Here is a 24,474-nt window from a genome sequence, read left to right as displayed (position 1 = left end):
AGTAGACTCATCCCCATGCATGAACTCGACGAACAGTTACGCGAACTCATCCCCAGGTTGCGGCGTTTTGCCGTGTCGCTGACGCGCAACAGCAGCAGTGCCGATGACCTGGTGCAGGCGACCCTGGAGCGGGCGATCATCGCCTGGGCTGATAAGCGTGTCGAAGGCGACCTGCGCGCCTGGCTGTTCGCGATCCTCTATCGGCAGTTCCTCGACGCCCATCGCCGCAGCCGACGCTATGCACGTATGCTCGAATTCTTCACCGGGTGCGATGATGCGCAACCGTCGGTGGAGCGCACAGTGATGGCCCAATCCACCCTGCAAGCCTTCGACCAACTCAGCACCGAACAACGCGCCCTTTTGCTGTGGGTGTCCGTGGAGGGTTTGAGCTACAAGGAAGTCGCCGAGATCCTTCAGGTACCCATCGGCACCGTGATGTCGCGCCTGTCCCGTGCGCGCCAAGCGTTGCGTCAGCTCAGCGATGGCGAAATTACCGGCCCTGCCCTGCGGAGACTCAAATGATCAGCCTGCCCCCCAGCGAACGCGATTTGCATGCCTACGTCGATCACCAACTGCCGGACAGTGACCGCCGCGTGCTTGAAACCTGGCTGGCCAACCACCCCGAAGCGGCCGCCCAGGTCCACGCCTGGCAACAGGACGCGCAATTATTGCGGGCATCCTTGAGCGGCACCCTGCAGCAGCCGAGTAATCCGGCACTGGACCCGGCGTTGATCCGTCAGCGTATCAAGCGTCAGTCCCGCCGCCACTTCGCCAGCGCGGCGGTGTTGCTGATTGCCGTGAGCCTTGGCGGGCTTGGCGGCTGGCACGCCCGCGAAGCCACCCAACCACAGCCGCTGCCGATGACCGATGCCATGCAGGCTTACCGTCTGTTTGCCCAGGACGGCGTCATGCCCGCCGACTACAACGACGACGGCAGCGGCACTATGCAAGCCTGGCTCGACCGCTATTTCAATCAAGCCCATCGCCTGCCCGACCTGAGCCAGGCAGGCTTCAAGCCGGTCAGCGGGCGCCTGCTCACTACCGATCAGGGGGCAGCCGCCATGGTGCTGTACCAAGACCCCCAAGGCCGACGCATCAGCTTTTATATCCGCCCGCCGGGACCGAACAACGGCTTCCTGCCTCGTGGCAGCCGCAGCGCCGATGGTTTGCAGGCCGAGTACTGGTCGGGCGGCGGCTATAACTACGCAATGGTCAGCCCGGCAGACCAGCCCATCCCGGCGCTGATGAAGTTCTAGAAGCCCACGTCCAGCACCACGTTGTCCAGGTAGGTGCCGCCGGGTGGTGTGGGCTGGTCGGTGTAGATGCGAGCGTTGTAGTTAAATACCTGGCTGCCTATGCCCAACCCATTGCCGGGGTTGACCTCCGCTGTGGAACTGGCCCGCCGCGCCGCGCCGACGCTGCCCCAACGTGTGGTGCCGGCGCTTTTGAAGAGGTCATAGGCCAGGTAGTTGCTGCCGGAAACCATGCGTCGGCGCCCGCCGACACTGATCGGGTTCTGGCCGTCGCTCAAGCCCACGGTGTAGGCACTGCCCTTGGTGCAGGCGATATTGATGGTCTGGCCGGTCACTGCGGTAAACCCACTGACCACCGGCGCGCTGCCAAAGCTGATATTCGGCGCGGTGATCTGGCAGTCATTGGTCACGGTCATGCTGACGGTCAGGCTTGCCGTGCCGCTGCCCGTGTCACGTCCCAGGCAAATGCCGCCAACGCCGATTCCCGAGCAATAATTCCACACCCAGGCGATGTTTAATGTCTCGGTGTACAGCCCCGCTGCGATATTGCTGCCGGTAATGCTGCTCAGGTACAACGGCACGGTTTTCGCCCCGGGCCCGGCGATCAGGCCAATGCTCTGGGCAATGCCGCCCGCGCCCCCAAAATCGAATTGAGTGCCGCGGGTGATGGGATAACTGGTGCTGTTGTTGCCATAAATCGTGTAGCCAATCACATCACCGGTCGGCCCGACCATGCCGGCGGTGGACGAGGTGATCGTGGCGTAGAAGTGGTCGGTGGACACCAGCAGCGAAATCAACGCCTGGGTGCAACTCAATCCGGAGTTGGTGGTAGAGCTGGTTTGCGCGGCAGTGCGCACCGTCATCGAGCTGATCGAACCGAAACTGGCCGGCACCGTGGAAACCACCGAACACACCGCCATAACCTGCCCGGAAAACAACAGCCCTGCCCCATACACCCATGCCTTGCCCCTCACCCGCAGTCTCCTTGCTCAACCACTCACTGGCACACCAACGGCCCGATCAGGGGCACGTCCTGTTGTTGCTCATCGATAGCGAATGTCGCCTGGCAGGTGCGCCCCTCACTGAGGGTGACCTGCAAAGTATTGTGGGCGCTGAGGTTTTCCAGATAGACCAGCCCATCCCACCCCACCACCGCCTGGGTGTTGCTTTGCTCGTGCACCACCAGGCTGCCCAGCGGTAGCTCCTGATGCTGGCGATCCACCAGGGTGATACTGGCGGCGAGCACCCGGCGCAGCGGGAACTCCAACAGATAGCCGCTGCCCCGGCGTACCGACACGCGCTGCTCCACATTGGGGCTCTGCACGTTCGCCGGCAGGTTCAACGGGTCAATTTCATATTTGCCGCGGTAATACGCGCTGCTCCATGGCACCAGCAAATGACCGTTGCGGTCGGTCTGGCCCACCAGCTGGTTTTCGTAGCGCACTGGAATCCCGGCGAACCCCTGGGTACTCACCACCACAAACGCGTCATTGATACGGTTGGCAGCAAAGGTTTCGCCGCCCATCCACACCAGCGAGCCGCTGGCATCCGCCCAGCGCGTTTGGGCGTCACTGCTGCCGTACACGCCGGCCTGCAACTGCACTGACTGCAAGCGCCAGGTCAGGTCGGCCTGCCGATAGCTTGGCGCATCGCCCTGGGCATAGCCGAGGTTGTAGCCCACGCCGCCTTCGCTGGGCACCGCGCGGCTGTAGTTGATGCGCTGGCGACTGGTGCCGTCCTTGCTGCGCTCGGTGCTCAAGGCCAGGCTGCCGTTGAGGTCGAACGGGATCACCAGTTGCGCCTGCATGGCCCAGTTGCTGTCGCCGATTTCGCGGTTGGCCGACAGGTAGAAGCTGGTGTTGCGCCACAGCGGTTTGCTCCAGCTGAGGTTGAGCAGGCGCGTGCGCGAATCGTCTGCCGCCTGCACGTCGAAATACCCCAGGCCCAGGCTGCCGAAACGTTGAAGGTTGAGGCTCAGCGTCACCTGCTCGCTGCGCTTGCTGAGGCTGGCGTAAGGGGTGTCGACCAGGGTCAGGTCGGCGTAGTCATCGCGCCGTTCAACGCGCTGGTACATCAGGCTGTAGCGCGTGCTGTTGTACTGGTAGCCAAGGCTGAGTTGCTGGCCGCTGCGGCTGTCGAACTGGCTCTGGCTGAGGGCGGTATTGAGCACGCCGAAGTTGCCCAGGCGCAGGTTGGCGCCAAGCCCGCCGAGGGTCAGGTCGCTGGATGCTTCGGCATGGCTTTCCAGGGTCAGGCTGTCGCAATAGCCATAGCGAAAGGTGCCACTGGTTATGCCCGGCCCGTAACCGAAATCGCGCAGGGTGTAGTCACGGCGCAAGGTACCGGCAGCCACGGAAAAATCCGTCAAGCCTTGTTGCAGCAAGGTGCTGGTAACGTAGAACGGCACCGTGGTCGACACCTGGCGCCCGAGAGCGTCGGTGGTCACCACGACAGCCTCCCCGGCGCCGTTGATAAATGGCACGTTGGTCAGGGTATAAGGCCCGGGTTGCAGCTGCGCGGTGTCGGATTTATAGCCGTTGATAAACAGGTCCACCGACGAGGGCACCGCCGCCTCACCGGCGAACTGCGGCAAAGGGTAAGTGACCAGGTCCGGGCGCACGGCAAAGTCCCGGGACACTTGCACCCCGCCCAGACGCACCGAGCTGCTCCAGGGCAGCGAGCCGCTGATCACGTCGCCCGCCTCGTAGGTGAGCAGGCGCTCATCATCGGAAAATCGCCAGGTGGTGTCGTAGCGCCGGTAACCGTTGCCGAGGGTACTGTCGGTGATGCCATCAGCCAGGGCCTGGCGCACCTGCCCGGTGTTGGACAAGGTGCCCCAGGTGTCGAACAGCCGCACTTCGTTCCAGGCGGCGAGGTAGCTGCCGCCGTCATCGGTGTCGTTGAAATACACGTCATAGTTGAGCAAGGCGCCGAAGCTGCTCATGGCCTGGGTGCGCGGATAGGTATTGCGATTGCCGATAAACTGCGCCTGCAACCAGGATGGCGGTACATCCAGCAATAGGCGCTGGCCATTGCTGTCGTAGTCGCTGTGCAGCCCAGGCACCTGGTCCAGGGCCACGCTGCCGACAGGCTCGCCGGGCAATTTCATACCCACGTCCTGCAACGCGCTGGCGGGCACAAACAACTGGCCGGCGCGCTGGTCGACCGCAATGACGCGGCCGGTGTCCATCTGGTTGACCACCAGTTCCAGAAACAGCTGTGCATCGGCGACTGCCTCCATGCTGCCCGGCGGCGGCGGCAAGTCGCCTGCCATCGCAGCGCCCCACAGCCCGCTTGCCACTGCCACCGACGGCCATAAACCCCGAGCCCAACCACGACTCACCATGGCGTTGTGTCCTTCAATGGACATCTCCATCCTGTTAAAACCCGGGCGTATGCCCGTAGCGCTAGCTGACGGTTATCGCTTGGGCGCCAGGCTTTCCAATTGCGGCGCACCGTTGACCCTGACCTGCAACGGCTGGTCGGCCGATACGGCATCCGGCACCGGCCAGCGCATACTCGCGCCCGGCAGCACATAGCCGAGCAAACCTTCTACCAGCGGCCGGGTCTGCCCGCCTTGTTTGAACGACGCATCGGTGAGCCGCGCATGCACGGCGCCCTGGTTGCGCACCTCGATGTAACTGCGCCCGCCTACGTTGACCTTTTGCCAGCTCAAGTCCGGCTTGCCGGCACCCTTGGGGTCGCGTTGACGTGTGGCGTCGTCCTTGCTCCACAACCCGGCGCCGTAGGCAAACAAGGGCACCGAATAGCGCATCTGGAAGCGAATCGCTGCCGCTGTGTTCTTGCCTTCCGGCGGCGCCGGCACCTGCAGCGCCGAGGGGATTTCATCGATGATGATGCGATAGGCCAGCTCCTGTCCCGGCGGTACTTCGCGGGTTCGGGTCAGGCGCACCAGTTGCTTCTGGCCGGGCTCGATTTTGGCCACCGGCGGGCTGCCGATCACGTCGCGCTGGTTTTGGTACTGCTCGTCGAAACCGTTCTGGCTCCAGGCAAATACGCGGATCTGCAGGTTGGCCGTTTCCGTGCCACGGTTCTCCAACCACAGCGCGCTGGCCTGTTGATCGGCCTCCAGCACCGGGTCGATGGGCCAGATCAGCACCGAACTGGCCGCCTGCACCAGCCCTGCGCCACACAAAAGCCCCAAGGCAATACCCGCGGCCCACCACCGCCGGGAAGTTGAATGCATAAATCCACTCCTCAATACCGTTAGCCCTACCACGACAGCTGCACCTGCAGCGTGTCGCTGTACGTCCCCCCAGGCTGATTGCCGGGTAATACCACCCGCCCGTAAATCGGCAGGCTGATGTTGTTGGCATCGCTGTAAGTCACGCTGACGCTCTGGCTGACGCCCAGGCTCTGGCTGAACGCCGCGTCGCGAAACAGTTGATAGGCCACCCGCGCGCTGCCGCTGTTGAGCTGCAAATTGCGCCCGGCGCTGTTGTAAAGGCCGCCATCCACACTCATGGTCAGCGCCACCCCCGGAGTGCATTGCAAGGTCACACCGCCAGTAAGGGCTGCCGTGACCGTACCGGTGGCCAATGCCGAATAGCTGCCATAGGCCAACGCGCCGTAGTTGGAGCCGCCGCCCACGATCAGGCAACCGGGAGTAATGGTCGCGCTGACCTGGAAGCTCTGGCTGGTCGCTGCCGACAACGGCAACGGCAGCGCCAATCCACAGGCCACCCCCAGCCTGAGCCACAAGGTCAGAACGTCAGCTCCACGGCCACGGTATCGGTGTAAGTACCTGCCGGCAGGCCCGCCTTGCCCACCGCGCGACCGTAGAGGTTGACGGTTTGTGCCACGCCGGTACTGGTGGCGAGCGTCACCACGCCATCGATCGCCAACAGCGCGGAACGCCCGCTGTCAGTGTAGAAATCGTAGGGCACGAAGTTACCCGCCCCATCGGCCAGCGCACGGGTGCCCCCCGGCGAGGCGCCATCATGGGCGCCGGCACGCACCGTCACCGTTGGCGTGGTACCGGCTGAACACAGAATCGACAGCGCCCCGCCGGTGCCGGTGCCGCCCAGCAACTGGGCGTCGGCATTGGTAAACAGGCTGTTGGTGGTGCCGAAGTTCAAGCTACCGAAATTCAGCCCGGTAGCCGCCCCGGAGCCGTTGACCTGGCAACTGGCGATCAAGGTCAGGCTCGAACTGATCTGCCCGGTAACCGTGGTCGCCGCATTCAGGCTGGAGGCCAGCGCCAGGCCCAGGGCACACACGCCCATTCGCGATACGAGTACATGCATGATATCCATCCTCATGGTTTACCAATCCAGAGTCACCGTCAGGGTGTCTGTGTAGATGCCGGCCGGTAGGGCCCTGGTATTCGCCACCACGGAGCCGAATACCGGGATGGGTACCTGCGCGCCCTGGGTCACGACGAAATTGCGTTGCTGGCCGATGCGGTAGGCACTCTGGCCCAGCGCATCGGCCGATAGCCGATAGGGAATGGTCTGGCGCCCGTTGCTCAAGCGGCGCGTGGTGCCGTCGCCATGGGCGCCACCGTCGATGGTCACGGTAAAACTGCTGACCAACGACGGGTTGCAGGAGACCGACAGCGGCGCTTTATCGCCATCGGAAATGGTCGCGCCCAAGGTGTCGTTCCAGGTCGGTCCCTGGCTGCCAAAATCCAACAGCGCAGTGCCACCGTCCGGCGTCACTGGCGCGCGTTCCACGCCTTTGCTGACTTCGCAACTGGCGGTAATCACCAACCGCGCATGAATCTGCCCGTTGACCACAGCCGCCTGCGCGTCCTCGGCCAGCAACAGCAGGCCGCCCAAGGCCGCGATGGCCAGATAGCGGCTTACCATGTGACCGTGACCTTGAGCAGGTCGGAATAACGGCCCACCGCAGGGATGTCTTTGAGCGGTTCAATGCGGCCATACAACGGCAAATCAACCGAGCCGGTGTCCGGTACGCGGCCGCTGACCGGCACGTCCACCGGCAAGGGGATCAACCGGGCTGCGTCGGCATAAATGCGATAAGGAATGGGCTTGCTTGAGGGCATCGCATTACTGAGGTAACGCACTTCGCCCACGCCACCGTGCAGGCCGCCGTCAACGCGCATTTGGTAAGGCGTGTCGGGGTTACACTCCAGGCGCGGCTGGCGCTGGCTGATCAGGGCCGCACTCAGGGGGCCGGCCGGGTCATCCAGACGCGGGCCGCTGCCGAAATCCAGTACGCCAAGTTGCTCGATGCCCGCAGTGCGAGTGGTGCCCACCAACTGGCAACCCCGCTGCACGTCGATACGCACCTCCACCTGGAGTTGCGCAGCAGAAGCCGTGTTGCAGAGCATCGCGCCCATGACAGCCAATACCGCCAATCCCTTCACTGCCCCAATTCCTTATACAGGGGTAACAACCTTGTATGAGGTTAGCCAGTTAACGCGAAAGTGCCAGTTTGCAAGGCTCGGCGCCCTTCACTGTTGGTCAAATGGCATCAAGCGTCCTACAGTAAGCGACCACCGCAATACAGAGTGATTATTCTTGGCCGTGCTTGCCCTGTTCCAGCGCCTGCTGGGTAAAAAAACCGACGTCTGGGGTGCCTCGCCCATTCCTGCCTATTTTCAGAAAAAGGCCGAACAACAGGGCTACACCCTCAGTGACGGCCAAATCCGGGCGATTACCGCCCTGAATCGGGAGGCCCAGCACCTGCTTAATGGCCAGGCCACGCGCAGCCTGTACCTGCACGGCCCGGTAGGTCGCGGCAAGAGCTGGCTGCTGGACGGGTTTTTCCAGGCGCTGCCCATCGCCGAGAAGCAACGCGTGCATTTCCACGACTTCTTTGCCCGGCTGCACCAGGGCATGTTTGTGCACCGCGAGCATGAGGATGCCTTGGGCGTCACTCTGGATCAGTTGCTCGCTGATTGCCGTGTGCTGTGTTTTGACGAGTTCCATGTGCACGATATCGGCGATGCAATGCTCATCAGCCGCTTGTTCAAGGCCCTGTTCCAACGCGGCGTGCTGGTATTGGTAACGTCCAACTACCCGCCCGAAGGGTTGCTGCCCAACCCGCTGTATCACGAACGATTCAAACCGGTGATCGACCTGATCGCCGCACGCATGGACGTGCTGGAAGTCAGCGCGCCCCAGGACTTTCGCAGCCTGCCCCAGGCCCACGCCCAACAACGTTTCACCCGCGGCCACTATGTGTGGCCGGGTACACCGGCGCAGCGGGAAAGCCTGGGTGTGCCTGCCACCAATGGCCCGGCGCAAACCCTGACGGTTGGCAATCGGCAGTTGCTGTGCCGAGACCATCAGGCGCGGACCATCCTGTTCACCTTCAATGACCTGTGTGAACAGCTCACCGCCGTGATGGATTACCTGCTGCTGTGCCAGGACTTCGACCACTGGATCATCGACGGCCTGCCGCAGTTGGCCGAATGCCCTATCGCCGTGCAACAGCGTTTTATCAACCTGGTGGACGTGCTCTACGATCAGGACAAACACCTGACCCTCATGGGTCACCAGCCGCTGGATAAAGCCCTGGAAGGCCAGGCCATCGACCTCGCCCGCACCGCCAGCCGCTTGCAGCAGTTGCACATGCTCTGCCCGCAAACCGCACCCGAGCCGCTATCATGAGCGCCTTTTACGCCCCCTTCCGAGTGCCGCGCTGTTCATGAATACCCTCGCCCAACTCAAGGCCGGCCAATTAGCCGGCGCCAAGCGCCTGGACCTGGCCTGCGGGCTGACCGAGTTCCCCCGGGAAATCTTCGACCTGGCCGACTCCCTGGAAATCCTCAATCTCACCGGCAATGCCTTGAGTAGCCTGCCCGAGGACCTGCACCGCCTGACGCACCTGCGTGTGCTGTTTTGTTCGGACAACGCGTTTACCGAGCTGCCGACGTGCCTGGGCCAGTGCGCGAAGTTGAGCATGATCGGCTTCAAGGCCAACCAGATCGGCCATGTGCCCGCCGCCGCCCTGCCGCCGCAGTTGCGCTGGCTGATCCTCACCGACAACTGCATCAGCCAATTGCCCGATGAACTGGGTCAGCGCCCGCTGCTGCAAAAGTTGATGCTGGCCGGTAACCAGCTGACGCAATTGCCGCAAAGCCTGGCCCACTGCCAAAACCTGGAACTGATCCGCATCGCCTCCAACCGCTTGACCCACCTGCCGCAGTGGCTACTGACGCTGCCGAGCCTGACCTGGCTGGCCTACGCCGGCAACCCGGTGGAAATGGCCGTGACAGTGACGGGCGATGACACGACGCCGAACATTCCCTGGTCGGAACTGGAACTGGAAGAAGTATTGGGCGAAGGCGCTTCCGGGATCATTCACAAAGCAATCTGGAAACCCCAGGCGCTGCCGGTAGCGGTCAAGCTATACAAAGGCACCATCACCAGCGACGGGTCACCGCTGCATGAAATGCAAGCCTGCATTGCCGCCGGGCTGCATCCCAACCTGATCAAGGTGCAAGGCCGCGTCATCGGGCACCCGCAAGATCAGGCAGCATTGGTCATGAGCCTGATCGACCCGAGCTACCGCAACCTCGCGGCGCTGCCTAGCCTGGCGTCCTGCACCCGGGACATCTACGAAGCCGATACCCGTTTCAGCCTCGACGTGGCGCTGCGCATGGCACGAGGCATCGCTTCGGTGGCGGCGCACTTGCACCGTCAGGGGATTACCCACGGTGACCTGTATGGCCACAACATCCTGTGGAATGTGACGGGTGATTGTTTGCTCGGAGACTTCGGCGCGGCGTCATTCCATGCCACGGCCGACACCTTGGAAACCAGGGCGTTGCAGCGTATTGAAGTGCGCGCATTCGGGGTGTTGCTGGGGGAGTTGCTGGAACGGGTTGAAGGGGCAGCAAGTGAGGATCTGGTTGAACTGCAAAAAAGCTGTTGCCAGCCCGATGTGCTGGCGCGGCCAAGCTTTGAAGAAATTGACGGCGTACTGAGCGCTATCTAATACCGCTGGAACAATGTGGGAGGGGGCAAGCCCCCTCCCACTATGCAGTGATGGCTAGCCAGCCAGGCCGACAAACATATCCTGCACATCATCATGGTTATCCAGGCCTTCCAGGAACGCCTCGACTTCGGCCATCTGCTCATCGGTCAAACCACTGACCGGGTTCTTCGACAGGTAACCCAGCTTGGCCGACAGCACGGTGAAACCCTGCTCAGGCAAAGCTTTCTGCACGGCATCCAGGTCGGTGGTTTCGGTGATGAACAGGGTGGTGCCCTCTTCTTCACCGTCTTCAAAATCCTGGGCGCCGGCTTCGATGGCGGCCATTTCCGGATCAGCATCCGGGGTGTCCGGCGATGCTTCGATCAGGCCGACGTGGTTGAAATCCCACGCCACCGAACCGGAAGCGCCCAACTGGCCCTTGCGGAACGCCACGCGGATTTCCGCCACGGTGCGGTTGATGTTGTCGGTTACGCACTCAACGATCAGGGGCACCTGGTGCGGGGCAAACCCTTCGTAGGTCACACGGTGGTACTGCACGGTTTCACCGAGCAGACCGGCGCCCTTCTTGATCGCACGATCCAGGGTTTCCTTGGGCATCGAGGCTTTCTTGGCCTGCTCCACCACCAGGCGCAGGTGCGCGTTGGTCGCGGTATCGGCGCCGTTGCGGGCGGCGATGGTGATCTCTTTCACCAGCTTGCCGAAAATCTTGCCCTTGGCATTGGCTGCCGCTTCTTTATGTTTGACTTTCCACTGTGCGCCCATGACTCACTCTCTACTTTCCATGGCGCCGAAACGTCTACTGGCCGGCGCTTTGGGGGCAGAGTTTATAGCGCAAGAACACGCTAATCCACCAAAAAACCGGCCAGGTGCCTCAGGTGCGCAGGGGTTTGATGGTGGCACTGCGATCCGGTATGAAGTCCCCCACCTGCGCCAGAACAGCCGGCCTGGCGTTCCAGTAGGGCATCAATACCAGTGAAGAAAACAGCGCCGCGCCGGCAAACACGATAAACACCGTGACGGTATCGAAGTAGCCCGGCAGCAAGCCGCCGAGGATCGCGCCCACCGAACCGCAACCATTCACAAACCCTGCCGCCGTGGCGCCGGCTTTGGCAGTGCCGAAGTCAATGGCAGCGGTGCTGCTGATCATCGAGTCCGGACCGTACAGAGTCAGGCCCATGACAAACAGCAAGGCCATCACCAGCACCACACTGCCGGTGTGCAGCGCGCCCATGAACAACGCCAGGGCCACGGTCAACGCCAGCAGGCTCAGCACACAGGCCGGCATACGCCGGGCGCCGAACAGTTTGTCGGAAGCCAGGCCGATCAGTACCGGCCCGAGCAAACCGGCCAGCTCAAACGCGGTGGGCACGATGGCCGCGCCGACCTTGCCCACCGACGGCATCTGTTCGTAGACGATTACCGGGCCCCACAGCAAAATCGCGTAGCGCGCCGGCTTGAGCAGGAAATACGCCAGCCCCAGCGTCAACACCGTGCGGTTGCGCAAGATAGCGCGCAACGGTTCAAGCACACTGATGCGCTGTTCGGCGGCTCTGTTCTCGGCACTCATGACCGGCTCGGGCTCCACCGCTGGCAAACCCACATCCTGGGGGGTATTGCGCTGGAACATAAAGAACAGCACGGCCACCACCGCCACCACCGCAGCACTGGAGATAAACGCCGCGTGCCAACTACCGATCAGGGTGTAGGCCCACCAGCCGGCGAACGGTGAAGCCACCAAGCCGCCGAAGGCATAGCACGAACTCCACAGCCCCAACACCCGCCCACGCTGCTGGGCCGGGAAGAAACTACCGAGGTTCTTGCACAACCCCGACCAGCCGGTGGACTGCGCCAACCCCTGGATCAACATGCAGGTGACAAAGATCGGCAAGGTCGCAAACGTGCCCATCACCAGTGCGGCGGCGGCGGAAACCAGCAAGCCGCCAAGCACCACCACCCGTGGCCCGAAGCGGTCGGCGAGCATGCCCCAGGTGAACTGGCCCACGGCGTACGCGGCGAGATACAAGCCATCGAGGTTGGCCATCATCATTTTATCGAGGGGGAAGCTGGGGTCGTCGCCGATCCCCAGTTTTGCCACCGAGAAGGCTTTGCGGGTGAAATAGAACGCGGCGTACGCCAGCCAGGTGATGGCGAAAATCTGCACGCGCCAACGCTTGATGCTACCCATAGGGATATTCATGGTGGTTCTGACCTCAGGTGTGAGTGTGCCGGCAGAATCGAAAGAAAACGCCTGTTTTTTTTATGGTTGAGCACTGCAATGCCGGGCCTTGGAGGGCGCGGTATTGGTCAGATGAACGCGGTGTGCCTGCGCCCATGGCCGTCGAGGTTGTAGGACTCAACCTACGGCGGCTGAGGTGCATCAAAGCAATGGCTGACTAATAGGTAAAATCGATTTATCGTATTTCAAATATAAGCTCAGCTTGTAAGAGGACGTGCCATGTCGGTTTCCCATGCCCAACTCAAAGCCTTCCATGCGGTGGCCGTGCACGGCAGTTTTACCGGCGCCGCCGAGCGCCTGTTCCTGACCCAGCCCGCGATTTCCGACCAGGTGCGCAAACTCGAAGAGCGCTTCGGCGTGTTGCTGTTTCACCGCAACAAACGTTCGGTACGCCTGACCGACCTGGGCGAACGCCTGCTGGGCATTACTCAGCGCCTGTTTGTGATCGAGGCGCAAGCCGAAGAATTGCTGCAAGACTCCCGCGCCCTGCTCACTGGCACCCTCACCCTGGCGGTGGATGCGCCCGTACATGTACTGCCACAGATTGCCCGCTTCTGCCGGCTGTACCCGGGAATCAGCGTGAAGATCGAAACCGGCAACACCGATGAGTCGTTGTTGCGCCTGTACAACTACCAGGCCGACCTGGCGCTGTTGGGTCGCGATGTCGACGATGCGCGCCTGCTGTCGCTGCCATTGCCCGACGATCAACTGCTGGCGTTTGTCGCCTGCAACCATCCCTGGGCCGGGCGCGAATCCATCTGCCTGGCCGACCTGGATGACACGCCCTTGGTGCTGCGGGAAATCGGCTCAGTGACCCGTCAGACCCTGGAGCAGGAAATGCGCCAGGCCGGCCTGCGCATTCGCCCGGCGATTCAAGTTGAAGGCCGCGAAGCCGCGCGTGAAGCAGTGGTGGTGGGCATTGGCGTGGGCGTGGTGTCGGCGGCAGAGTTCGGCGCCGACGCTCGGGTGTACGCCATGCCGATCCGCGACTGCACTCAGCGCATGAAGGAAACCCTCGTCTGCCTGAAAGAACAGAGCTCACGTCGCGTGGTGGCGAGCTTTTTGGAGATCGTGCGTGACAGCCTTCACGCCAACTCGAAAAAGGCCTGAATCAAGCGCAGCGAACGACGTCGCTCCATGCAGCCGAGCGTATGGCGGTTCAGCAGGCCATCGCCCAGGATCGGCACAGCGTGCACCCGCGGGTCCGGGCTGACCTCCATCGACGACACCACCCCTACCCCCAGTTCGGCCGCGACGGCTTCGGTCACGGCTTCACGGCTGTCCAGTTCCAGCAGCACCTTGGGCTGCACATTCGCCGCCAGGCACGCGTCGTCGAACGTGCGCCGGGTAATGGAACTGGGTTCACGCAGCACCATGATCACCTCATGCAGCTGCGCCAGTTCAATCCCGTCGGGCTGCTTTGCCCACGGATGCGCTGCCGGCACCAGGGCGCAAATCCGTGATTCGTCCAGAGGTTGCAGGTGCAAGCCATTGCGCGGCTCCACCTCGGTGAGCACTGCCACATCGGCATGTTCGGACAGCAGCGCCGCCAGGGTTTCCTGGGCGTTGCCCAGGCGCAGGTTCACGGTAATGCCCGGGTAGCGCGAGCGCAGGCTGGCGATCATCGGCATCACCAGGTGCGGACCATCCGCCGCCACCTCCAGACGCCCAGTGAGCAACTGACGGTTGGCCTCCAGCATCGTCTGCGCCTCATCCACCAAACCGAAGATCGCCCGGGTGATGGCCGCCAGGCGTGCGCCCTCTTCGGTCAACTCCACCCGCCGGGCGGTACGGCGCAACAGCGCAATCTGGTAATGCTCTTCAAGCGCCTTGATATGCCCGGTTACCGCCGGCTGGCTGATGAACAGCCGCGCCGCAGCACGGGTAAAACTGCCCTCGCGGGCCACGGCATCGAATGCACGTAGTTGGAACAGGTTCATAGCTATCGGCCTCACTGATAGCTCGCATAACAACAAACAATTTGATTGATAACAAGCCAAACTGCAATTTAGGCGCCGTAGCTTCAACCCCGACCCTTGCGAGGATTTGAGATGACCACTGCCGCGCCGATCCTGTTGACCCCTGGCCCCCTGACCACTTCGACCCGCACCCGTCAGGCGATGATGGTGGATTGGGGGTCATGGGATGATCGCTTCAACCAGCTCACCGCCAGCGTCTGCACGCAGCTGCTGGCGATCCTCAATGCTGCCGACAGCCACCATTGCGTGCCGTTGCAGGGCAGCGGCACCTTCGCCGTCGAAGCCGCCATCGGCACGCTGGTCCCGCGCAATGGCAAGGTGTTGGTGCTGATCAACGGCGCCTACGGCAAGCGCCTGGCGAAGATTTGCGAAGTGCTCGGTCGCTCGTTCAGCACCTTTGAAACCGCTGAGGACGAGCCCACCACCGCTGCCGATGTAGATCGCCTACTGCAGGCTGACGCGGCAATCACCCACGTCGCGTTGATCCATTGCGAAACCAGTACCGGCATTCTCAACCCGCTGGCGGAGATCGCCCAGGTCGTCAAACGCCACGACAAGCGCCTGATCATCGATGCCATGAGTTCTTTCGGCGCGCTGCCGATCGATGCTCGCGAAGTGCCGTTCGAGGCGCTGATCGCCGCCTCGGGCAAATGCCTGGAAGGCGTACCGGGCATGGGCTTTGTCTTTGCCGAAAAAGCTGCGCTGGCCGCCTCCCAGGGCAACTGCCATTCCCTGGCAATGGACCTGTTCGACCAGCACACCTATATGGCCAAGACCGGACAATGGCGTTTCACCCCACCGACCCACGTCGTCGCGGCCCTGCATGAAGCGTTGCTGCAATACGCCGAAGAAGGCGGCCTGCCCGCCCGTCATCAACGCTACGCCGACAACTGTCAGGCACTGCTGGACGGCATGGCTGCGCTGGGCCTGCGCAGTTTCCTGCCGGCGGCGATCCAGGCGCCGATCATCGTCACCTTCCACGCACCAAAAGACCCGCGCTACCAGTTCAAGGACTTCTACGAACGGGTCAAGGCCAAGGGTTTCATCCTTTACCCCGGCAAGCTGACCCAGGTGGAAACCTTTCGCGTGGGCTGCATCGGCCATGTCGATGCGGCCGGTATGCAGGCGGCGGTCAAGGCTATCGCCGACGTGCTGCAAGAAATGGAAGTGCTGGACATTTGACTGCCCCCATTACCCACAGGACCTGAACCATGAACTATCAAAACCCCAACACCCTCCAGGCCGTTATCCTCGACTGGGCCGGCACCGTGGTCGACTTCGGCTCCTTTGCCCCCACGCAGATCTTTGTCGAGGCGTTTGCCGAGTTCGACGTGCAAGTCTCTATCGAAGAAGCCCGTGGCCCGATGGGCATGGGCAAGTGGGACCATATCCGCACTCTCTGCGACCAGCCGCAAGTTGCCGAGCGCTACCGCAAGGCCTTCGGCCGCACACCGACCGATGATGACGTGACCGCCATCTACCAGCGTTTCATGCCGCTGCAAATCGAGAAGATCGCCGAACACTCAGCCCTGATCCCCGGCGCCCTCAACACCCTGGCCGGCGTGCGCGCCCAAGGTATCAAGATCGGCTCCTGCTCCGGCTATCCCAAGCAGGTGATGGACAAAGTCGTCGCCCTGGCCGCCACCAACGGCTATGTCGCCGACCACGTGGTCGCGACCGATGAAGTCCCCAACGGCCGCCCTTGGCCGGCCCAGGCCCTGGCCAACGTGATCGCCCTGGGCATTGATGATGTGGCCGCGTGCGTGAAGGTCGACGACACCGTGCCGGGTATTCTCGAAGGCCGTCGTGCCGGGATGTGGACCGTAGCGCTGACCTGTTCGGGCAATGCCCTGGGCCTGACCTACGAGCAATTTCGCGCCCTGGACAGCGCCACACTGGCCAGCGAGCGTCAGCGCATCGAAACGATGTTCGAAGGCTCGCGCCCGCACTACCTGATCGACACTATCAACGACCTGCCGAATGTCATCGCCGACATCAACGCACGCCTGGCACGCGGGGAAATGCCGCAAAGTTACTGACCAGGATCAAGGCAACGGCATTGGCAACGAGCGAAGCGCTCAAAACGGGCATACAGTTAACGTACTCCGTCGCTAAAGAGCGGAGGTATGCCCTGATGAGTGAGGAAAAAAGCAATGCCGTGGAAGAATTCCGATACGCGCTACAGCACCATGTCGATTGCGCTGCACTGGTTGATGGTAGTGCTGCTGGCGGTGGTCTACGCCTGCATTGAGTTACGCGGGCAATTCCCCAAAGGCAGCGGTGCGCGCACGCTGATTGTCGAAATGCACTTTATGTTCGGACTTACCGTGTTTGTGCTGGTGTGGCTGCGCCTGTTCGCACGCAGCCTGGGGGTGGCGCCGAAGATCGTGCCGGCACCGCCGCCATGGCAGAGCCGGCTGGCGAAGCTGATGCATGGGGCGCTGTATGCGTTGATGATCGGGTTGCCGATTGCCGGTTGGTTGATCGTCAGTGCCAAGGGGCATTCGGTGATGTTCTATGGGATGGAGTTACCGCCGCTGATTGCAGAAAACAAGGCGTTGGCCGAGGAGATTGAAGGCTGGCACGTGCTGTTCGCCCAGATCGGTTACTGGCTGATCGGGCTGCATGCGCTGGCGGGGATCTTTCACCATTATGTGATGCGCGATAACACTGCCTTGCGAATGATGCCGGGCGGGCACAATCCCACCCGTTGACACCTACAGGAAACCTCGGCGGCCTTGCAGGCCGCCAGTGTGGATGAAGATCAGCCGCGCGCCGGGGGCAAAGCGTCCGGCCTCGATCTGTTGCTTCAATGCCAGCAGCGCCTTGCCGGTGTAGAGCGGCTCCAGTGGCACACCGCAGGCCCGTTCGGTGCGCTCGATAAAGTCGAGCAGCAGCGGATCGACCTTGGCAAAGCCGCCACGGCAGGCGTCCAGCAACTCATAACCGGTCTGCACAATCGCACTCACATTCTGCGCCACACCATGATCATCCGGCACAGCCATTGCGCCGTACACCGGATGCGCGCCGGCCTCCGCCAGCACCAACCCGGCCAGAGTAGTACCGGTGCCCGCCGCCAGCCACCATGCGTCGTAATCCGTCCAACCGAGGTGTCTCAACTGCGCCCGCGCCTGCTCCACCAACACCCCACAGCCCAGCGCACCGTCCAGACCGCCACCGCCTTCGGGTATCGGATAAAGGTCGGGATACTGCTCGCGCCAGGGCAGCCAGAAACCCGGCTCATGCCGCACCCGATAACCGCCGTAGCCCAACCAATGCAGTTGCATGCCGAAGGTCTTGAGGTCGAGCACCGTGGGAGTGTCTTGGGGATGGCCGCGCAACAGGCCGACCGTGGGAAAATCAAAGCGCTTGCCCGCCGCTGCCAGTGCGTGCAGATGGTTGGAGTGAGCCCCGCCAAGGCTGATAACCCCTTTGGCGCCGGTAGCGCGGGCCTGAGCCAAGTGTTCGGCAAGTTTGAACCACTTGTTGCCGCTGATCAGCGGGTCGATGCGGTCCAGGCGCAGCACGGCCAACTCGATGCCGTTCAGCCAATCAAGCTGCACAGGTTCAAGGGGCGCATAAGGCAGCCAATCGAAAGGGCCCATCGGCAGGTATCTGAATGAGAAAGGGGCGGCAAGTCTAACACCGCCCCTGTTGTCGCCTTACAACTCGGCAGCCAGGCGCGAGCCCTGGTTGATGGCGCGCTTGGCGTCCAGCTCGGCGGCCACATCGGCACCGCCGATCAGGTGCACGTTCTGGCCGGCGGCGACCAGGCCGTCGTGCAATTCGCGCAGCGGGTCCTGGCCGGCGCAGATGACGATATTATCCACCGCCAGCACCTGCGGTTCGCCCTCGGCGCCGATGCGGATATGCAAGCCTTGATCATCGATCTTCAAGTACTCGACACTGTTGAGCATCTGCACCTGTTTGTTCTTCAAACCGGTACGGTGAATCCAGCCGGTGGTCTTGCCCAGGCCGTCGCCAACCTTGGAAGCCTTGCGTTGCAGCAGGAACACCTCACGGGCCGGCGCATGGCGCTCGGGCTTGATCCCGGCCACACCGCCACGTGCTTCCAATTGGGTATCGATGCCCCATTCTTTCCAGAACGCCTCGCGATCCAGGCTGGTAGACACGCCTTGGTGTACGAGGAATTCCGATACATCGAAACCGATGCCGCCGGCGCCGATCACCGCCACACGCTTGCCCACCGGCTTGCGCTCCAGGATCACATCCAGGTAACTCAACACCTTGGCGTTCTCGACTCCCGGGATCGCCGGGGTGCGCGGCGCGATACCGGTGGCCAGGATCACCTCGTCATAACCACCTGCCACCAGCTGCTCGACGCCCACACGAGTGTTGAGGCACAGCTCTACGTGAGTGGTCTGCAATTTGCGTTTGAAGTAACGCAGGGTTTCGAAAAACTCTTCCTTACCCGGCACACGCTTGGCGATATTGAACTGGCCGCCAATCTCGCTGGCGGAATCGAACAAGGTCACCTGATGCCCACGCTCAGCGGCAACAGTGGCAGCGGCCAGACCGGCAGGGCCGGCGCCGACCACCGCGATTTTCTTGATCTGCTTGACGGGCAGGTAATTGAGTTCGGTTTCATAGCAGGCGCGCGGGTTGACCAAACAGGTGGTCAGCTTGCCGCCGAAGGTGTGGTCCAGGCACGCCTGGTTGCAGCCGATGCAGGTGTTGATTTCATCGGCGCGCCCAGCGGCGGCCTTGTTGACGAACTCCGGGTCGGCCAGAAACGGGCGCGCCATCGAGACCATGTCGGCATCGCCTTCGGCCAGGATCTGCTCGGCGATTTCCGGGGTGTTGATGCGGTTGGTGGTGATCAGCGGAATCTGCACCGCACCGCGCAATTTGGCGGTGACTTTGCTGAAGGCGCCACGCGGGACCTTGGTGGCAATGGTAGGGATACGCGCTTCGTGCCAGCCGATACCGGTGTTGATGATCGTCGCGCCAGCCTGCTCGATAGCCTTGGCCAACTGCACGATTTCCTTCCAGACGCTGCCGCCTTCCACCAGATCAAGCATCGACAGGCGGAAGATAATGATGAAGTTCGGGCCGACGGCCTCGCGCACGCGACGCACGATCTCCACCGCCAGGCGCATACGGTTTTCAAAGCTGCCGCCCCAACGGTCGGTGCGATGGTTGGTCTGGGCGGCGAGGAACTGGTTAATGAAGTAGCCCTCCGAACCCATGATTTCCACACCGTCGTATTCGGCGGCCTGGGCCAGCAAAGAGCAGGTGACAAAATCCTGAATCTGCTTCTCGATGCCCTCCTCATCCAATTCCTTGGGCTTGAACGGGTTGATCGGCGCCTGGATCGCACTCGGCGCCACCTGCTTGGGGCTGTAGGCATAACGCCCAGCGTGAAGGATCTGCATGCAGATCTTGCCGCCCGCCTCGTGCACCGCCTGGGTGACGATCTTGTGCTTGCGCGCCTCTTCTTCAGTGGTCAGCTTGGCTGCCCCGGCGTATACACCGCCTTCATCATTCGGACCAATGCCGCCGGTGACCATCAGGCCCACGCCACCACGGGCGCGCTCGGCAAAGTAGGCTGCCATGCGCTCGAAACCGCCGGGCTTTTCTTCCAGGCCGGTGTGCATCGAGCCCATCAGGGTACGGTTGCGCAAGGTGGTAAAACCCAGGTCCAACGGGGCCAGCAGGTGCGGGTAGGCAGCAGCGGTCATGGTACAGCTCCACAACGGATCATCACGGGACGTGGCGCACTCGAACGGTGTGCCATCGGTTTATGTCCCACAGACTAAGAGGCGGTGGACCACGGCTCAATGACTGAAACTGACAAGTTATTGATCCAAATGCACAGCGCCCCTTGGCAAGCCGCGCCATGGGCCCTACCCTAGTCGCGAACCCTGCACCTGGTCTGTTGTCTGTTGCCCCATGCGTAAACTTCTAGCGTTCACCGTCACCATGGCCCTGGTTGCCGCCCTCGCCGCGTATCTGGTCTGGACCCAGGAGCGCCCCGTGGCGCATTACCTGTCGGACCTGCGTATCACCCTCGCCGTCAATGAGGGCGAACCAGCCGACCGTGGCAACCTGCTCGGCATTCAGCCAGAGCTGTTCCCTGCCGACTATCAAAGCCTGGAACGCCTGCATTTGAAGCTGTCGAGCTACCTGCAACAAGCGCGCGACCAAGGCCTGATCAACGCCAAGACCATCGTGGTGCTGCCCGAACATATCGGCACCTGGCTGATGCTCAAGGGCGAAAAAAACGAGCTGTACCAGGCCACGCATTTGAAGGATGCGATGAACTGGCTGTCGATCAGCAACCCACTGCAGTTTGCGAAAGCCTGGATCAGCGCCACCGGCGACAACCGCATGGATGACGCCTACCTGCGCATGAAGGCCCCTGCCATGGCGCGCGACTATCAAGTGGTGTTCGGCGGGCTGGCAAAAGAATTTGGCGTAACCCTGGTGGCCGGTTCCATCGCCCTGCCCAACCCGAGCGTGATTCAGGGGCAGTTGGAAGTCGGCCATGGCGCGCTGTACAACGCCAGCGTGGTGTTTGCCGCCGACGGTTTGCCACTGGGCCAACCGCAGCGCCAGCTCTACCCGATCTACGATGAACGTGGCTTTATCGAGCCAGGCGATGAGAATGTCGTCAGCGTGGTGGATACGCCTGCCGGGCGCCTGGGCACCCTGGTCGGCAGCGACAGCTGGTACCCGGACAACTATCGCAAGCTCAACGAGCAAGGTGCGCAACTGATCGCAGTACCGGCCTTCGTCACTGGCCGCGACACCTGGGACCGTCCATGGCGCGGCTTCAAGAGCGTGTCGACGCCTTCCGAGGTCAGCCTCAAACCCGAAGAAACCAGCGAAGGCGCCGCCTGGCGCCGCCTCACCCTGATCAGCCAGCAGCCTGTCAGCCAGGCAATGGCGGGCATGAGCGTGTTTTTACGTGGGCAGTTCTGGGACCTGGGCAGCGCCGGCCAGAGTTTTCTGAGCAGCAACGGGCAAGTGTTCGCCGACGGCGATGCCCGTGGCGCGCGCCTGCTGAATATCTGGCTGTAGCCCTTGAAGCCGGTGCGCCTGGGGGATCTGTCGGTGGGCTTCGTGCACACCCTGGCCGATGCCATCCACAGCCACGGCCTGGACCCGCAACCGCTGTTGCTGCAATACGGCCTGGACCCGGCACGCCTGGCTGAAGCCGGCGCACGCCTGTCGATCCCGCGCTATATGCGCCTGGGCCACGCGGCCATCCAACTGACCGGCGACCCGGGCCTGGGCCTGCGCATGGGCCAACTCAGCCGCTTGAGCCAGGCCGGCCTGGCCGGTGTCACCGCCGCCCAGGCCCCCAATGTGCGCGAAGCGGCGCGCACGCTCACACGCTTTGAAGCGCTGTACGGCTCCAACTATCGCGGGCAATCGAGCTTTCATGAAGATGCCGAAGGCGCCTGGCTGCGGTTCTACTCCATCAGCCCCTACAACGCCTATAACCGCTTTGTGGTGGACTCGATCATCGCCGGTTGGCTGCAACAATTATCCAGCCTGGCGCAACAGCCGGTGCAGGCACAACGGATAGAAATCGAATTCGACGCGCCGGACTATCACGAACACTACAACAGGCTGGGAAGCGGCCTGGTGCACTTCGGCGCCGATGCCAATCAACTGCGTCTGAGCCAACCCACCTTGGCGCTGCGCAACCCACAGCACTGCCCAAGCACCTGGCACCTGCTGCTGCAGCTGTGTGAAAGGGAGTTGGAGCAGCTGACTCGCACCCGCAGCCTGCGCGAGCGCATCACGCGGTTGCTCGGGCCGATGCTCAATGGCGGCCGGGAACCCGACCTGGAAGAGGTGGCGGCACGCTTGAAACTGCCGACCTGGACACTGCGGCGCAAACTGGCCGAGGAAGGCACACAGTTTCGCGCAATTCTCAACGACACCCGCCGCGACCTGGCCATGACCTATATTCGCGATACCGAGCTGGCATTTGGCGAGATCGCCTACTTGCTTGGCTTTGCTTCAGCCCAAGCCTTCCAGCGGGCCTTCAGGCGCTGGAATAACCAGACCCCAGGGGAATTTCGCCGCAGTCAGCGGCATTCCGCCTGAAGTCAGCGTTACAGCTCGGTGGCATCGTCGACCGGATCCAGCGGGTCCAACTCGAATGCCTGATACTCCAGCAGTTCTTCCTGGTAATCATCCATGGTGGACTCCTTCTTCAAATGAAAGCGGTGGCAGGTAAATGACCTGCGAACCCAGCCTAAAGTGCCGTCATGACGAAAAAATGTCGACGTTGTGACATTCCTGCGCTTGAAAAGTTAAACGCGACAGGCGCCGGATAATTTAATCCCATGACTTGAAGTACGATTGCAATCATTGCAAATGCAATCACATTTCCAGTAGGGTACAAATATCCGTTGGAAGGAGCTTGGACCCATGCCTGCCTCTATCGCGCATTCTGCGCAGAGCTGCATCGATGCACTCAGCACCGCCGTTTGCCCGGGCAACTCGCCGCTGTATACGGTGATGAGCATGGCCAATACTCTGGAATCCAGCCGGCACGCCTGGGTGATCCGTGGCCAGTCATGCAGCCGCCGCGTGGGCAACTGGCCTATCTGGTTTGCGCGCAATCGCGGCGAAAAACCCCTGCTCTATCTGCACAGCGCAGTGTCGTCTGCACAGTTGTGCGCACTGTCGGAGCAGACCGCCCAACGTGGCATCTTGTGCAATGACATCGAGAACCAGCCTTCCCCGTGGCCCAAGGGCACGCACCCGTCATTGCCAGTATGGCTGGCGGCTCATCCACGCTGCACACCCTACGATCCCGCCTCGGGAGACGAAGCTCGAGCGATTGTGCTGGCAGGACTACGCACGCTGTACGTCGACGGCCAGCCAGGTTTTTATTATCTGGCGCTGCATGACCAGGATGCCCCCACGACACTGACTGCCCAGGACCGAGAGGATGCCCACAAAGGCATGTATCCGATCCAGCGTAATCAAGCAGCCGATGTGCGCCTGCTCGGGGCTGGCCGGGCATTGCAAGAGGTCATGCATGCCGCAAGGTTGCTGGAACAGGACTGGAATATTACGGCGCAGGTGTGGAGCAGCCCCAGCTACACACGGTTGGCCCGTGAGGCGGCGACCGCGGAGCGCTGGAACCGCTTGCACCCCTTGGCCCCCAGGCGCAGCTGCCATTTACGTGATTGCCTGGCAGGCAGTAGCGCACCCGTCATTGCCGTCACCGGTTATCCGCAGGTGATTGTCGATCAATTAGCCGCGCATGTAGATGCACGATTTATCGCCTTGGGCGCAGGCTCGATGCAGGCCTCTGCGCCGAGCCGCTATTGGATTGTGGCGTCAGCGTTAAGAGCGCTGGCCGATGAAGGGCGTACCGAGGTGCAGCAGGTGGAAAACGCACTGCAGCGCTATCACCTGACGTGAGGGGGAATGCAATTGCGCAAGCAAGCCCCCGCCCGCACTGAGTCTGTTTTCGAACCTACGATTTACGTCGGCTGCGCACTTGCACACCCGCATCCATCGCCAAGCCCGCCGTGCGCTCCAGGGCATCGGCAAATGCCTGGCGCTGCTCGGGTTCGATTTGTGAAAGGAACAGCTCGTCCACGGTGCTTTCGTAGATTTTCCACATGCTCTTGCGCAGCGCTCGACCCGTGTCCGTGATCGAGGCAAACGCCGCACGACCGTCGCCATCGGAGCGGGAACGCACTACCAGGCCGTCCTTTTCCAGGCGGTCCACCAGGCGCGTGAGGTTATAGCGCTCAATGGCCAGCACATCGGCCAGTTCGTGCATACGCCGGGTGCCGCCGGGCCCGCTTTCCAGGCCCCACAACGCATCGTACCAGGCGTACGGCGGCAGGCCCGCCGCAGCCAGGCGCCGCTCGATTTCACGGATGACCGTCCTGTGAGCCCTGACAAAACGGAACCATACATCCGGCTCTTTCGACGACATGCAACACCATCCGGGGAATTTCAAGAAGGTTGCAATAGTAGCTCATCCCGCGCTAGACTCCGGCATGTCGTTGCAATTGCAACTACATTTTGCATCACTCCCGCGAGGAGCTTGCCGCTTGAATCCGCCTACCCT

Annotated in this window: 24 protein-coding genes; 11 read left to right on the top strand and 13 right to left on the bottom strand. The window is 62.2% G+C overall.

What is annotated here, in order from left to right; translation table 11 throughout:
• Nucleotides 1-15 precede the first annotated feature (15 nt).
• Both E4P00_RS19290 and E4P00_RS19285 read left to right on the top strand, forming a co-directional pair.
• Complete coding sequence (locus tag E4P00_RS19290) at nt 16-522, top strand: sigma-70 family RNA polymerase sigma factor (protein ID WP_248132560.1); 507 nt, start codon at nt 16-18, stop codon at nt 520-522.
• Nucleotides 519-1,256: an anti-sigma factor gene (locus E4P00_RS19285; RefSeq protein WP_248132558.1), complete on the top strand. Its 738-nt coding sequence runs from the start codon at nt 519-521 to the stop codon at nt 1,254-1,256. Before E4P00_RS19290 ends, E4P00_RS19285 begins: the two co-directional genes overlap by 4 nt.
• Here the strand turns inward: E4P00_RS19285 and E4P00_RS19280 are convergent.
• The 7 genes from E4P00_RS19280 to E4P00_RS19250 form a co-directional block, all read right to left on the bottom strand.
• Nucleotides 1,253-2,173 carry a spore coat U domain-containing protein gene (locus tag E4P00_RS19280; RefSeq protein WP_078821730.1) on the bottom strand — a complete coding sequence of 307 codons (921 nt, stop codon included), beginning with the start codon at nt 2,171-2,173 and terminating at the stop codon, nt 1,253-1,255. The two genes, E4P00_RS19285 and E4P00_RS19280, sit on opposite strands and share 4 nt — an antisense overlap.
• Before the next feature lie 77 nt (nt 2,174-2,250).
• On the bottom strand, nt 2,251-4,599 hold the full coding sequence (locus E4P00_RS19275; protein WP_248132726.1) for a fimbria/pilus outer membrane usher protein: 2,349 nt from the start codon (nt 4,597-4,599) through the stop codon (nt 2,251-2,253).
• A 72-nt stretch (nt 4,600-4,671) separates the two neighbouring features.
• Nucleotides 4,672-5,460 carry a molecular chaperone gene (locus tag E4P00_RS19270; protein ID WP_248132556.1) on the bottom strand — a complete coding sequence of 263 codons (789 nt, stop codon included), beginning with the start codon at nt 5,458-5,460 and terminating at the stop codon, nt 4,672-4,674.
• A gap of 26 nt (nt 5,461-5,486) precedes the next feature.
• The gene (locus tag E4P00_RS19265; RefSeq protein ID WP_032880552.1) at nt 5,487-5,975 is read right to left on the bottom strand and encodes a spore coat U domain-containing protein; all 489 of its coding nucleotides are present in this window, start codon (nt 5,973-5,975) and stop codon (nt 5,487-5,489) included.
• A gap of 2 nt (nt 5,976-5,977) precedes the next feature.
• Nucleotides 5,978-6,520, bottom strand: coding sequence for a spore coat protein U domain-containing protein (locus tag E4P00_RS19260; protein ID WP_032881297.1), 543 nt, complete (start codon nt 6,518-6,520; stop codon nt 5,978-5,980).
• 18 nt (nt 6,521-6,538) lie between these two features.
• Nucleotides 6,539-7,084 (bottom strand): spore coat protein U domain-containing protein, encoded by a 546-nt coding sequence (locus E4P00_RS19255; RefSeq protein ID WP_032880551.1) that lies wholly within the window; start codon nt 7,082-7,084, stop codon nt 6,539-6,541.
• Complete coding sequence (locus E4P00_RS19250; RefSeq protein ID WP_248132724.1) at nt 7,078-7,569, bottom strand: spore coat U domain-containing protein; 492 nt, start codon at nt 7,567-7,569, stop codon at nt 7,078-7,080. The genes E4P00_RS19255 and E4P00_RS19250 overlap by 7 nt, the downstream gene beginning before the upstream one ends.
• Before the next feature lie 190 nt (nt 7,570-7,759).
• Here E4P00_RS19250 and zapE point away from each other — a divergent pair, with 190 nt between their 5' ends.
• Nucleotides 7,760-8,854: a cell division protein ZapE gene (zapE, locus tag E4P00_RS19245; protein ID WP_148853537.1), complete on the top strand. Its 1,095-nt coding sequence runs from the start codon at nt 7,760-7,762 to the stop codon at nt 8,852-8,854.
• Between the two features lie 37 nt (nt 8,855-8,891).
• Nucleotides 8,892-10,184, top strand: a complete 1,293-nt coding sequence (locus E4P00_RS19240) for a leucine-rich repeat-containing protein kinase family protein (protein WP_248132554.1) — start codon at nt 8,892-8,894, stop codon at nt 10,182-10,184.
• A 54-nt stretch (nt 10,185-10,238) separates the two neighbouring features.
• On the opposite strand, the gene E4P00_RS19235 is transcribed toward E4P00_RS19240, so the two are convergent.
• Both E4P00_RS19235 and E4P00_RS19230 read right to left on the bottom strand, forming a co-directional pair.
• Nucleotides 10,239-10,946 carry a YebC/PmpR family DNA-binding transcriptional regulator gene (locus tag E4P00_RS19235; protein WP_005789254.1) on the bottom strand — a complete coding sequence of 236 codons (708 nt, stop codon included), beginning with the start codon at nt 10,944-10,946 and terminating at the stop codon, nt 10,239-10,241.
• 109 nt (nt 10,947-11,055) lie between these two features.
• Nucleotides 11,056-12,381: an MFS transporter gene (locus E4P00_RS19230; RefSeq protein ID WP_078821707.1), complete on the bottom strand. Its 1,326-nt coding sequence runs from the start codon at nt 12,379-12,381 to the stop codon at nt 11,056-11,058.
• A gap of 258 nt (nt 12,382-12,639) precedes the next feature.
• Between E4P00_RS19230 and E4P00_RS19225 the strand changes: the two genes are divergently transcribed.
• On the top strand, nt 12,640-13,530 hold the full coding sequence (locus E4P00_RS19225; protein ID WP_103734459.1) for a LysR substrate-binding domain-containing protein: 891 nt from the start codon (nt 12,640-12,642) through the stop codon (nt 13,528-13,530).
• On the opposite strand, the gene E4P00_RS19220 is transcribed toward E4P00_RS19225, so the two are convergent.
• On the bottom strand, nt 13,506-14,360 hold the full coding sequence (locus E4P00_RS19220; RefSeq protein ID WP_186561689.1) for a LysR substrate-binding domain-containing protein: 855 nt from the start codon (nt 14,358-14,360) through the stop codon (nt 13,506-13,508). The two genes, E4P00_RS19225 and E4P00_RS19220, sit on opposite strands and share 25 nt — an antisense overlap.
• 111 nt (nt 14,361-14,471) lie before the next feature.
• Here E4P00_RS19220 and E4P00_RS19215 point away from each other — a divergent pair, with 111 nt between their 5' ends.
• The 3 genes from E4P00_RS19215 (at nt 14,472) to E4P00_RS19205 (ending at nt 17,113) form a co-directional block, all read left to right on the top strand.
• Entirely contained in the window at nt 14,472-15,581 is a 1,110-nt protein-coding gene (locus E4P00_RS19215; RefSeq protein WP_078821710.1) for a 2-aminoethylphosphonate--pyruvate transaminase, read from the top strand.
• Between the two features lie 29 nt (nt 15,582-15,610).
• Nucleotides 15,611-16,438 (top strand): phosphonoacetaldehyde hydrolase, encoded by an 828-nt coding sequence (gene phnX / locus E4P00_RS19210; RefSeq protein ID WP_248132552.1) that lies wholly within the window; start codon nt 15,611-15,613, stop codon nt 16,436-16,438.
• A 114-nt stretch (nt 16,439-16,552) separates the two neighbouring features.
• Entirely contained in the window at nt 16,553-17,113 is a 561-nt protein-coding gene (locus E4P00_RS19205) for a cytochrome b (protein WP_078821712.1), read from the top strand.
• 3 nt (nt 17,114-17,116) lie between these two features.
• Here E4P00_RS19205 and E4P00_RS19200 read toward each other — a convergent pair whose 3' ends face one another.
• Together E4P00_RS19200 and E4P00_RS19195 are read right to left on the bottom strand one after the other, a co-directional pair.
• On the bottom strand, nt 17,117-18,004 hold the full coding sequence (locus tag E4P00_RS19200) for a pyridoxal-phosphate dependent enzyme (RefSeq protein ID WP_248132550.1): 888 nt from the start codon (nt 18,002-18,004) through the stop codon (nt 17,117-17,119).
• Between the two features lie 57 nt (nt 18,005-18,061).
• The gene (locus tag E4P00_RS19195; RefSeq protein ID WP_103734454.1) at nt 18,062-20,101 is read right to left on the bottom strand and encodes an NADPH-dependent 2,4-dienoyl-CoA reductase; all 2,040 of its coding nucleotides are present in this window, start codon (nt 20,099-20,101) and stop codon (nt 18,062-18,064) included.
• 211 nt (nt 20,102-20,312) lie between these two features.
• Between E4P00_RS19195 and E4P00_RS19190 the strand changes: the two genes are divergently transcribed.
• From E4P00_RS19190 to E4P00_RS19180, 3 genes are all read left to right on the top strand, one after another.
• Nucleotides 20,313-21,443: a carbon-nitrogen hydrolase family protein gene (locus E4P00_RS19190; protein WP_248132548.1), complete on the top strand. Its 1,131-nt coding sequence runs from the start codon at nt 20,313-20,315 to the stop codon at nt 21,441-21,443.
• A 3-nt stretch (nt 21,444-21,446) separates the two neighbouring features.
• The gene (locus E4P00_RS19185; protein WP_078821716.1) at nt 21,447-22,481 is read left to right on the top strand and encodes an AraC family transcriptional regulator; all 1,035 of its coding nucleotides are present in this window, start codon (nt 21,447-21,449) and stop codon (nt 22,479-22,481) included.
• Between the two features lie 327 nt (nt 22,482-22,808).
• Nucleotides 22,809-23,813, top strand: coding sequence for a pyruvate dehydrogenase (locus E4P00_RS19180; RefSeq protein WP_248132546.1), 1,005 nt, complete (start codon nt 22,809-22,811; stop codon nt 23,811-23,813).
• 55 nt (nt 23,814-23,868) lie between these two features.
• Here the strand turns inward: E4P00_RS19180 and E4P00_RS19175 are convergent, their stop codons facing one another.
• The gene (locus E4P00_RS19175) at nt 23,869-24,339 is read right to left on the bottom strand and encodes a MarR family transcriptional regulator (protein ID WP_005789278.1); all 471 of its coding nucleotides are present in this window, start codon (nt 24,337-24,339) and stop codon (nt 23,869-23,871) included.
• Nucleotides 24,340-24,474 lie beyond the last annotated feature (135 nt).

This window comes from Pseudomonas sp. B329 (genome assembly GCF_023127835.1).
In the GTDB taxonomy this organism is placed as follows: Bacteria; Pseudomonadota; Gammaproteobacteria; order Pseudomonadales; family Pseudomonadaceae; genus Aquipseudomonas; species Aquipseudomonas synxantha_A.
This window is presented reverse-complemented; position numbering and strand designations above follow the sequence as displayed.

Excerpts from the sequence above, each read along its gene's own strand:
- E4P00_RS19290 (WP_248132560.1), top strand. The coding sequence starts at position 16 with ATGCATGAACTCGACGAACAGTTACGCGAACTCATCCCCAGGTTGCGG.
- E4P00_RS19285 (WP_248132558.1), top strand. The coding sequence starts at position 519 with ATGATCAGCCTGCCCCCCAGCGAACGCGATTTGCATGCCTACGTCGAT.
- E4P00_RS19280 (WP_078821730.1), bottom strand. The coding sequence starts at position 2,173 with ATGGCGGTGTGTTCGGTGGTTTCCACGGTGCCGGCCAGTTTCGGTTCG.
- E4P00_RS19275 (WP_248132726.1), bottom strand. The coding sequence starts at position 4,599 with ATGGTGAGTCGTGGTTGGGCTCGGGGTTTATGGCCGTCGGTGGCAGTG.
- E4P00_RS19270 (WP_248132556.1), bottom strand. The coding sequence starts at position 5,460 with ATGCATTCAACTTCCCGGCGGTGGTGGGCCGCGGGTATTGCCTTGGGG.
- E4P00_RS19260 (WP_032881297.1), bottom strand. The coding sequence starts at position 6,520 with ATGCATGTACTCGTATCGCGAATGGGCGTGTGTGCCCTGGGCCTGGCG.
- E4P00_RS19255 (WP_032880551.1), bottom strand. The coding sequence starts at position 7,084 with ATGGTAAGCCGCTATCTGGCCATCGCGGCCTTGGGCGGCCTGCTGTTG.
- E4P00_RS19250 (WP_248132724.1), bottom strand. The coding sequence starts at position 7,569 with ATGCTCTGCAACACGGCTTCTGCTGCGCAACTCCAGGTGGAGGTGCGT.
- E4P00_RS19240 (WP_248132554.1), top strand. The coding sequence starts at position 8,892 with ATGAATACCCTCGCCCAACTCAAGGCCGGCCAATTAGCCGGCGCCAAG.
- E4P00_RS19235 (WP_005789254.1), bottom strand. The coding sequence starts at position 10,946 with ATGGGCGCACAGTGGAAAGTCAAACATAAAGAAGCGGCAGCCAATGCC.
- E4P00_RS19230 (WP_078821707.1), bottom strand. The coding sequence starts at position 12,381 with ATGAATATCCCTATGGGTAGCATCAAGCGTTGGCGCGTGCAGATTTTC.
- E4P00_RS19225 (WP_103734459.1), top strand. The coding sequence starts at position 12,640 with ATGTCGGTTTCCCATGCCCAACTCAAAGCCTTCCATGCGGTGGCCGTG.
- E4P00_RS19220 (WP_186561689.1), bottom strand. The coding sequence starts at position 14,360 with ATGAACCTGTTCCAACTACGTGCATTCGATGCCGTGGCCCGCGAGGGC.
- E4P00_RS19215 (WP_078821710.1), top strand. The coding sequence starts at position 14,472 with ATGACCACTGCCGCGCCGATCCTGTTGACCCCTGGCCCCCTGACCACT.
- phnX (WP_248132552.1), top strand. The coding sequence starts at position 15,611 with ATGAACTATCAAAACCCCAACACCCTCCAGGCCGTTATCCTCGACTGG.
- E4P00_RS19205 (WP_078821712.1), top strand. The coding sequence starts at position 16,553 with ATGCCGTGGAAGAATTCCGATACGCGCTACAGCACCATGTCGATTGCG.
- E4P00_RS19200 (WP_248132550.1), bottom strand. The coding sequence starts at position 18,004 with ATGGGCCCTTTCGATTGGCTGCCTTATGCGCCCCTTGAACCTGTGCAG.
- E4P00_RS19195 (WP_103734454.1), bottom strand. The coding sequence starts at position 20,101 with ATGACCGCTGCTGCCTACCCGCACCTGCTGGCCCCGTTGGACCTGGGT.
- E4P00_RS19190 (WP_248132548.1), top strand. The coding sequence starts at position 20,313 with ATGCGTAAACTTCTAGCGTTCACCGTCACCATGGCCCTGGTTGCCGCC.
- E4P00_RS19180 (WP_248132546.1), top strand. The coding sequence starts at position 22,809 with ATGCCTGCCTCTATCGCGCATTCTGCGCAGAGCTGCATCGATGCACTC.
- E4P00_RS19175 (WP_005789278.1), bottom strand. The coding sequence starts at position 24,339 with ATGTCGTCGAAAGAGCCGGATGTATGGTTCCGTTTTGTCAGGGCTCAC.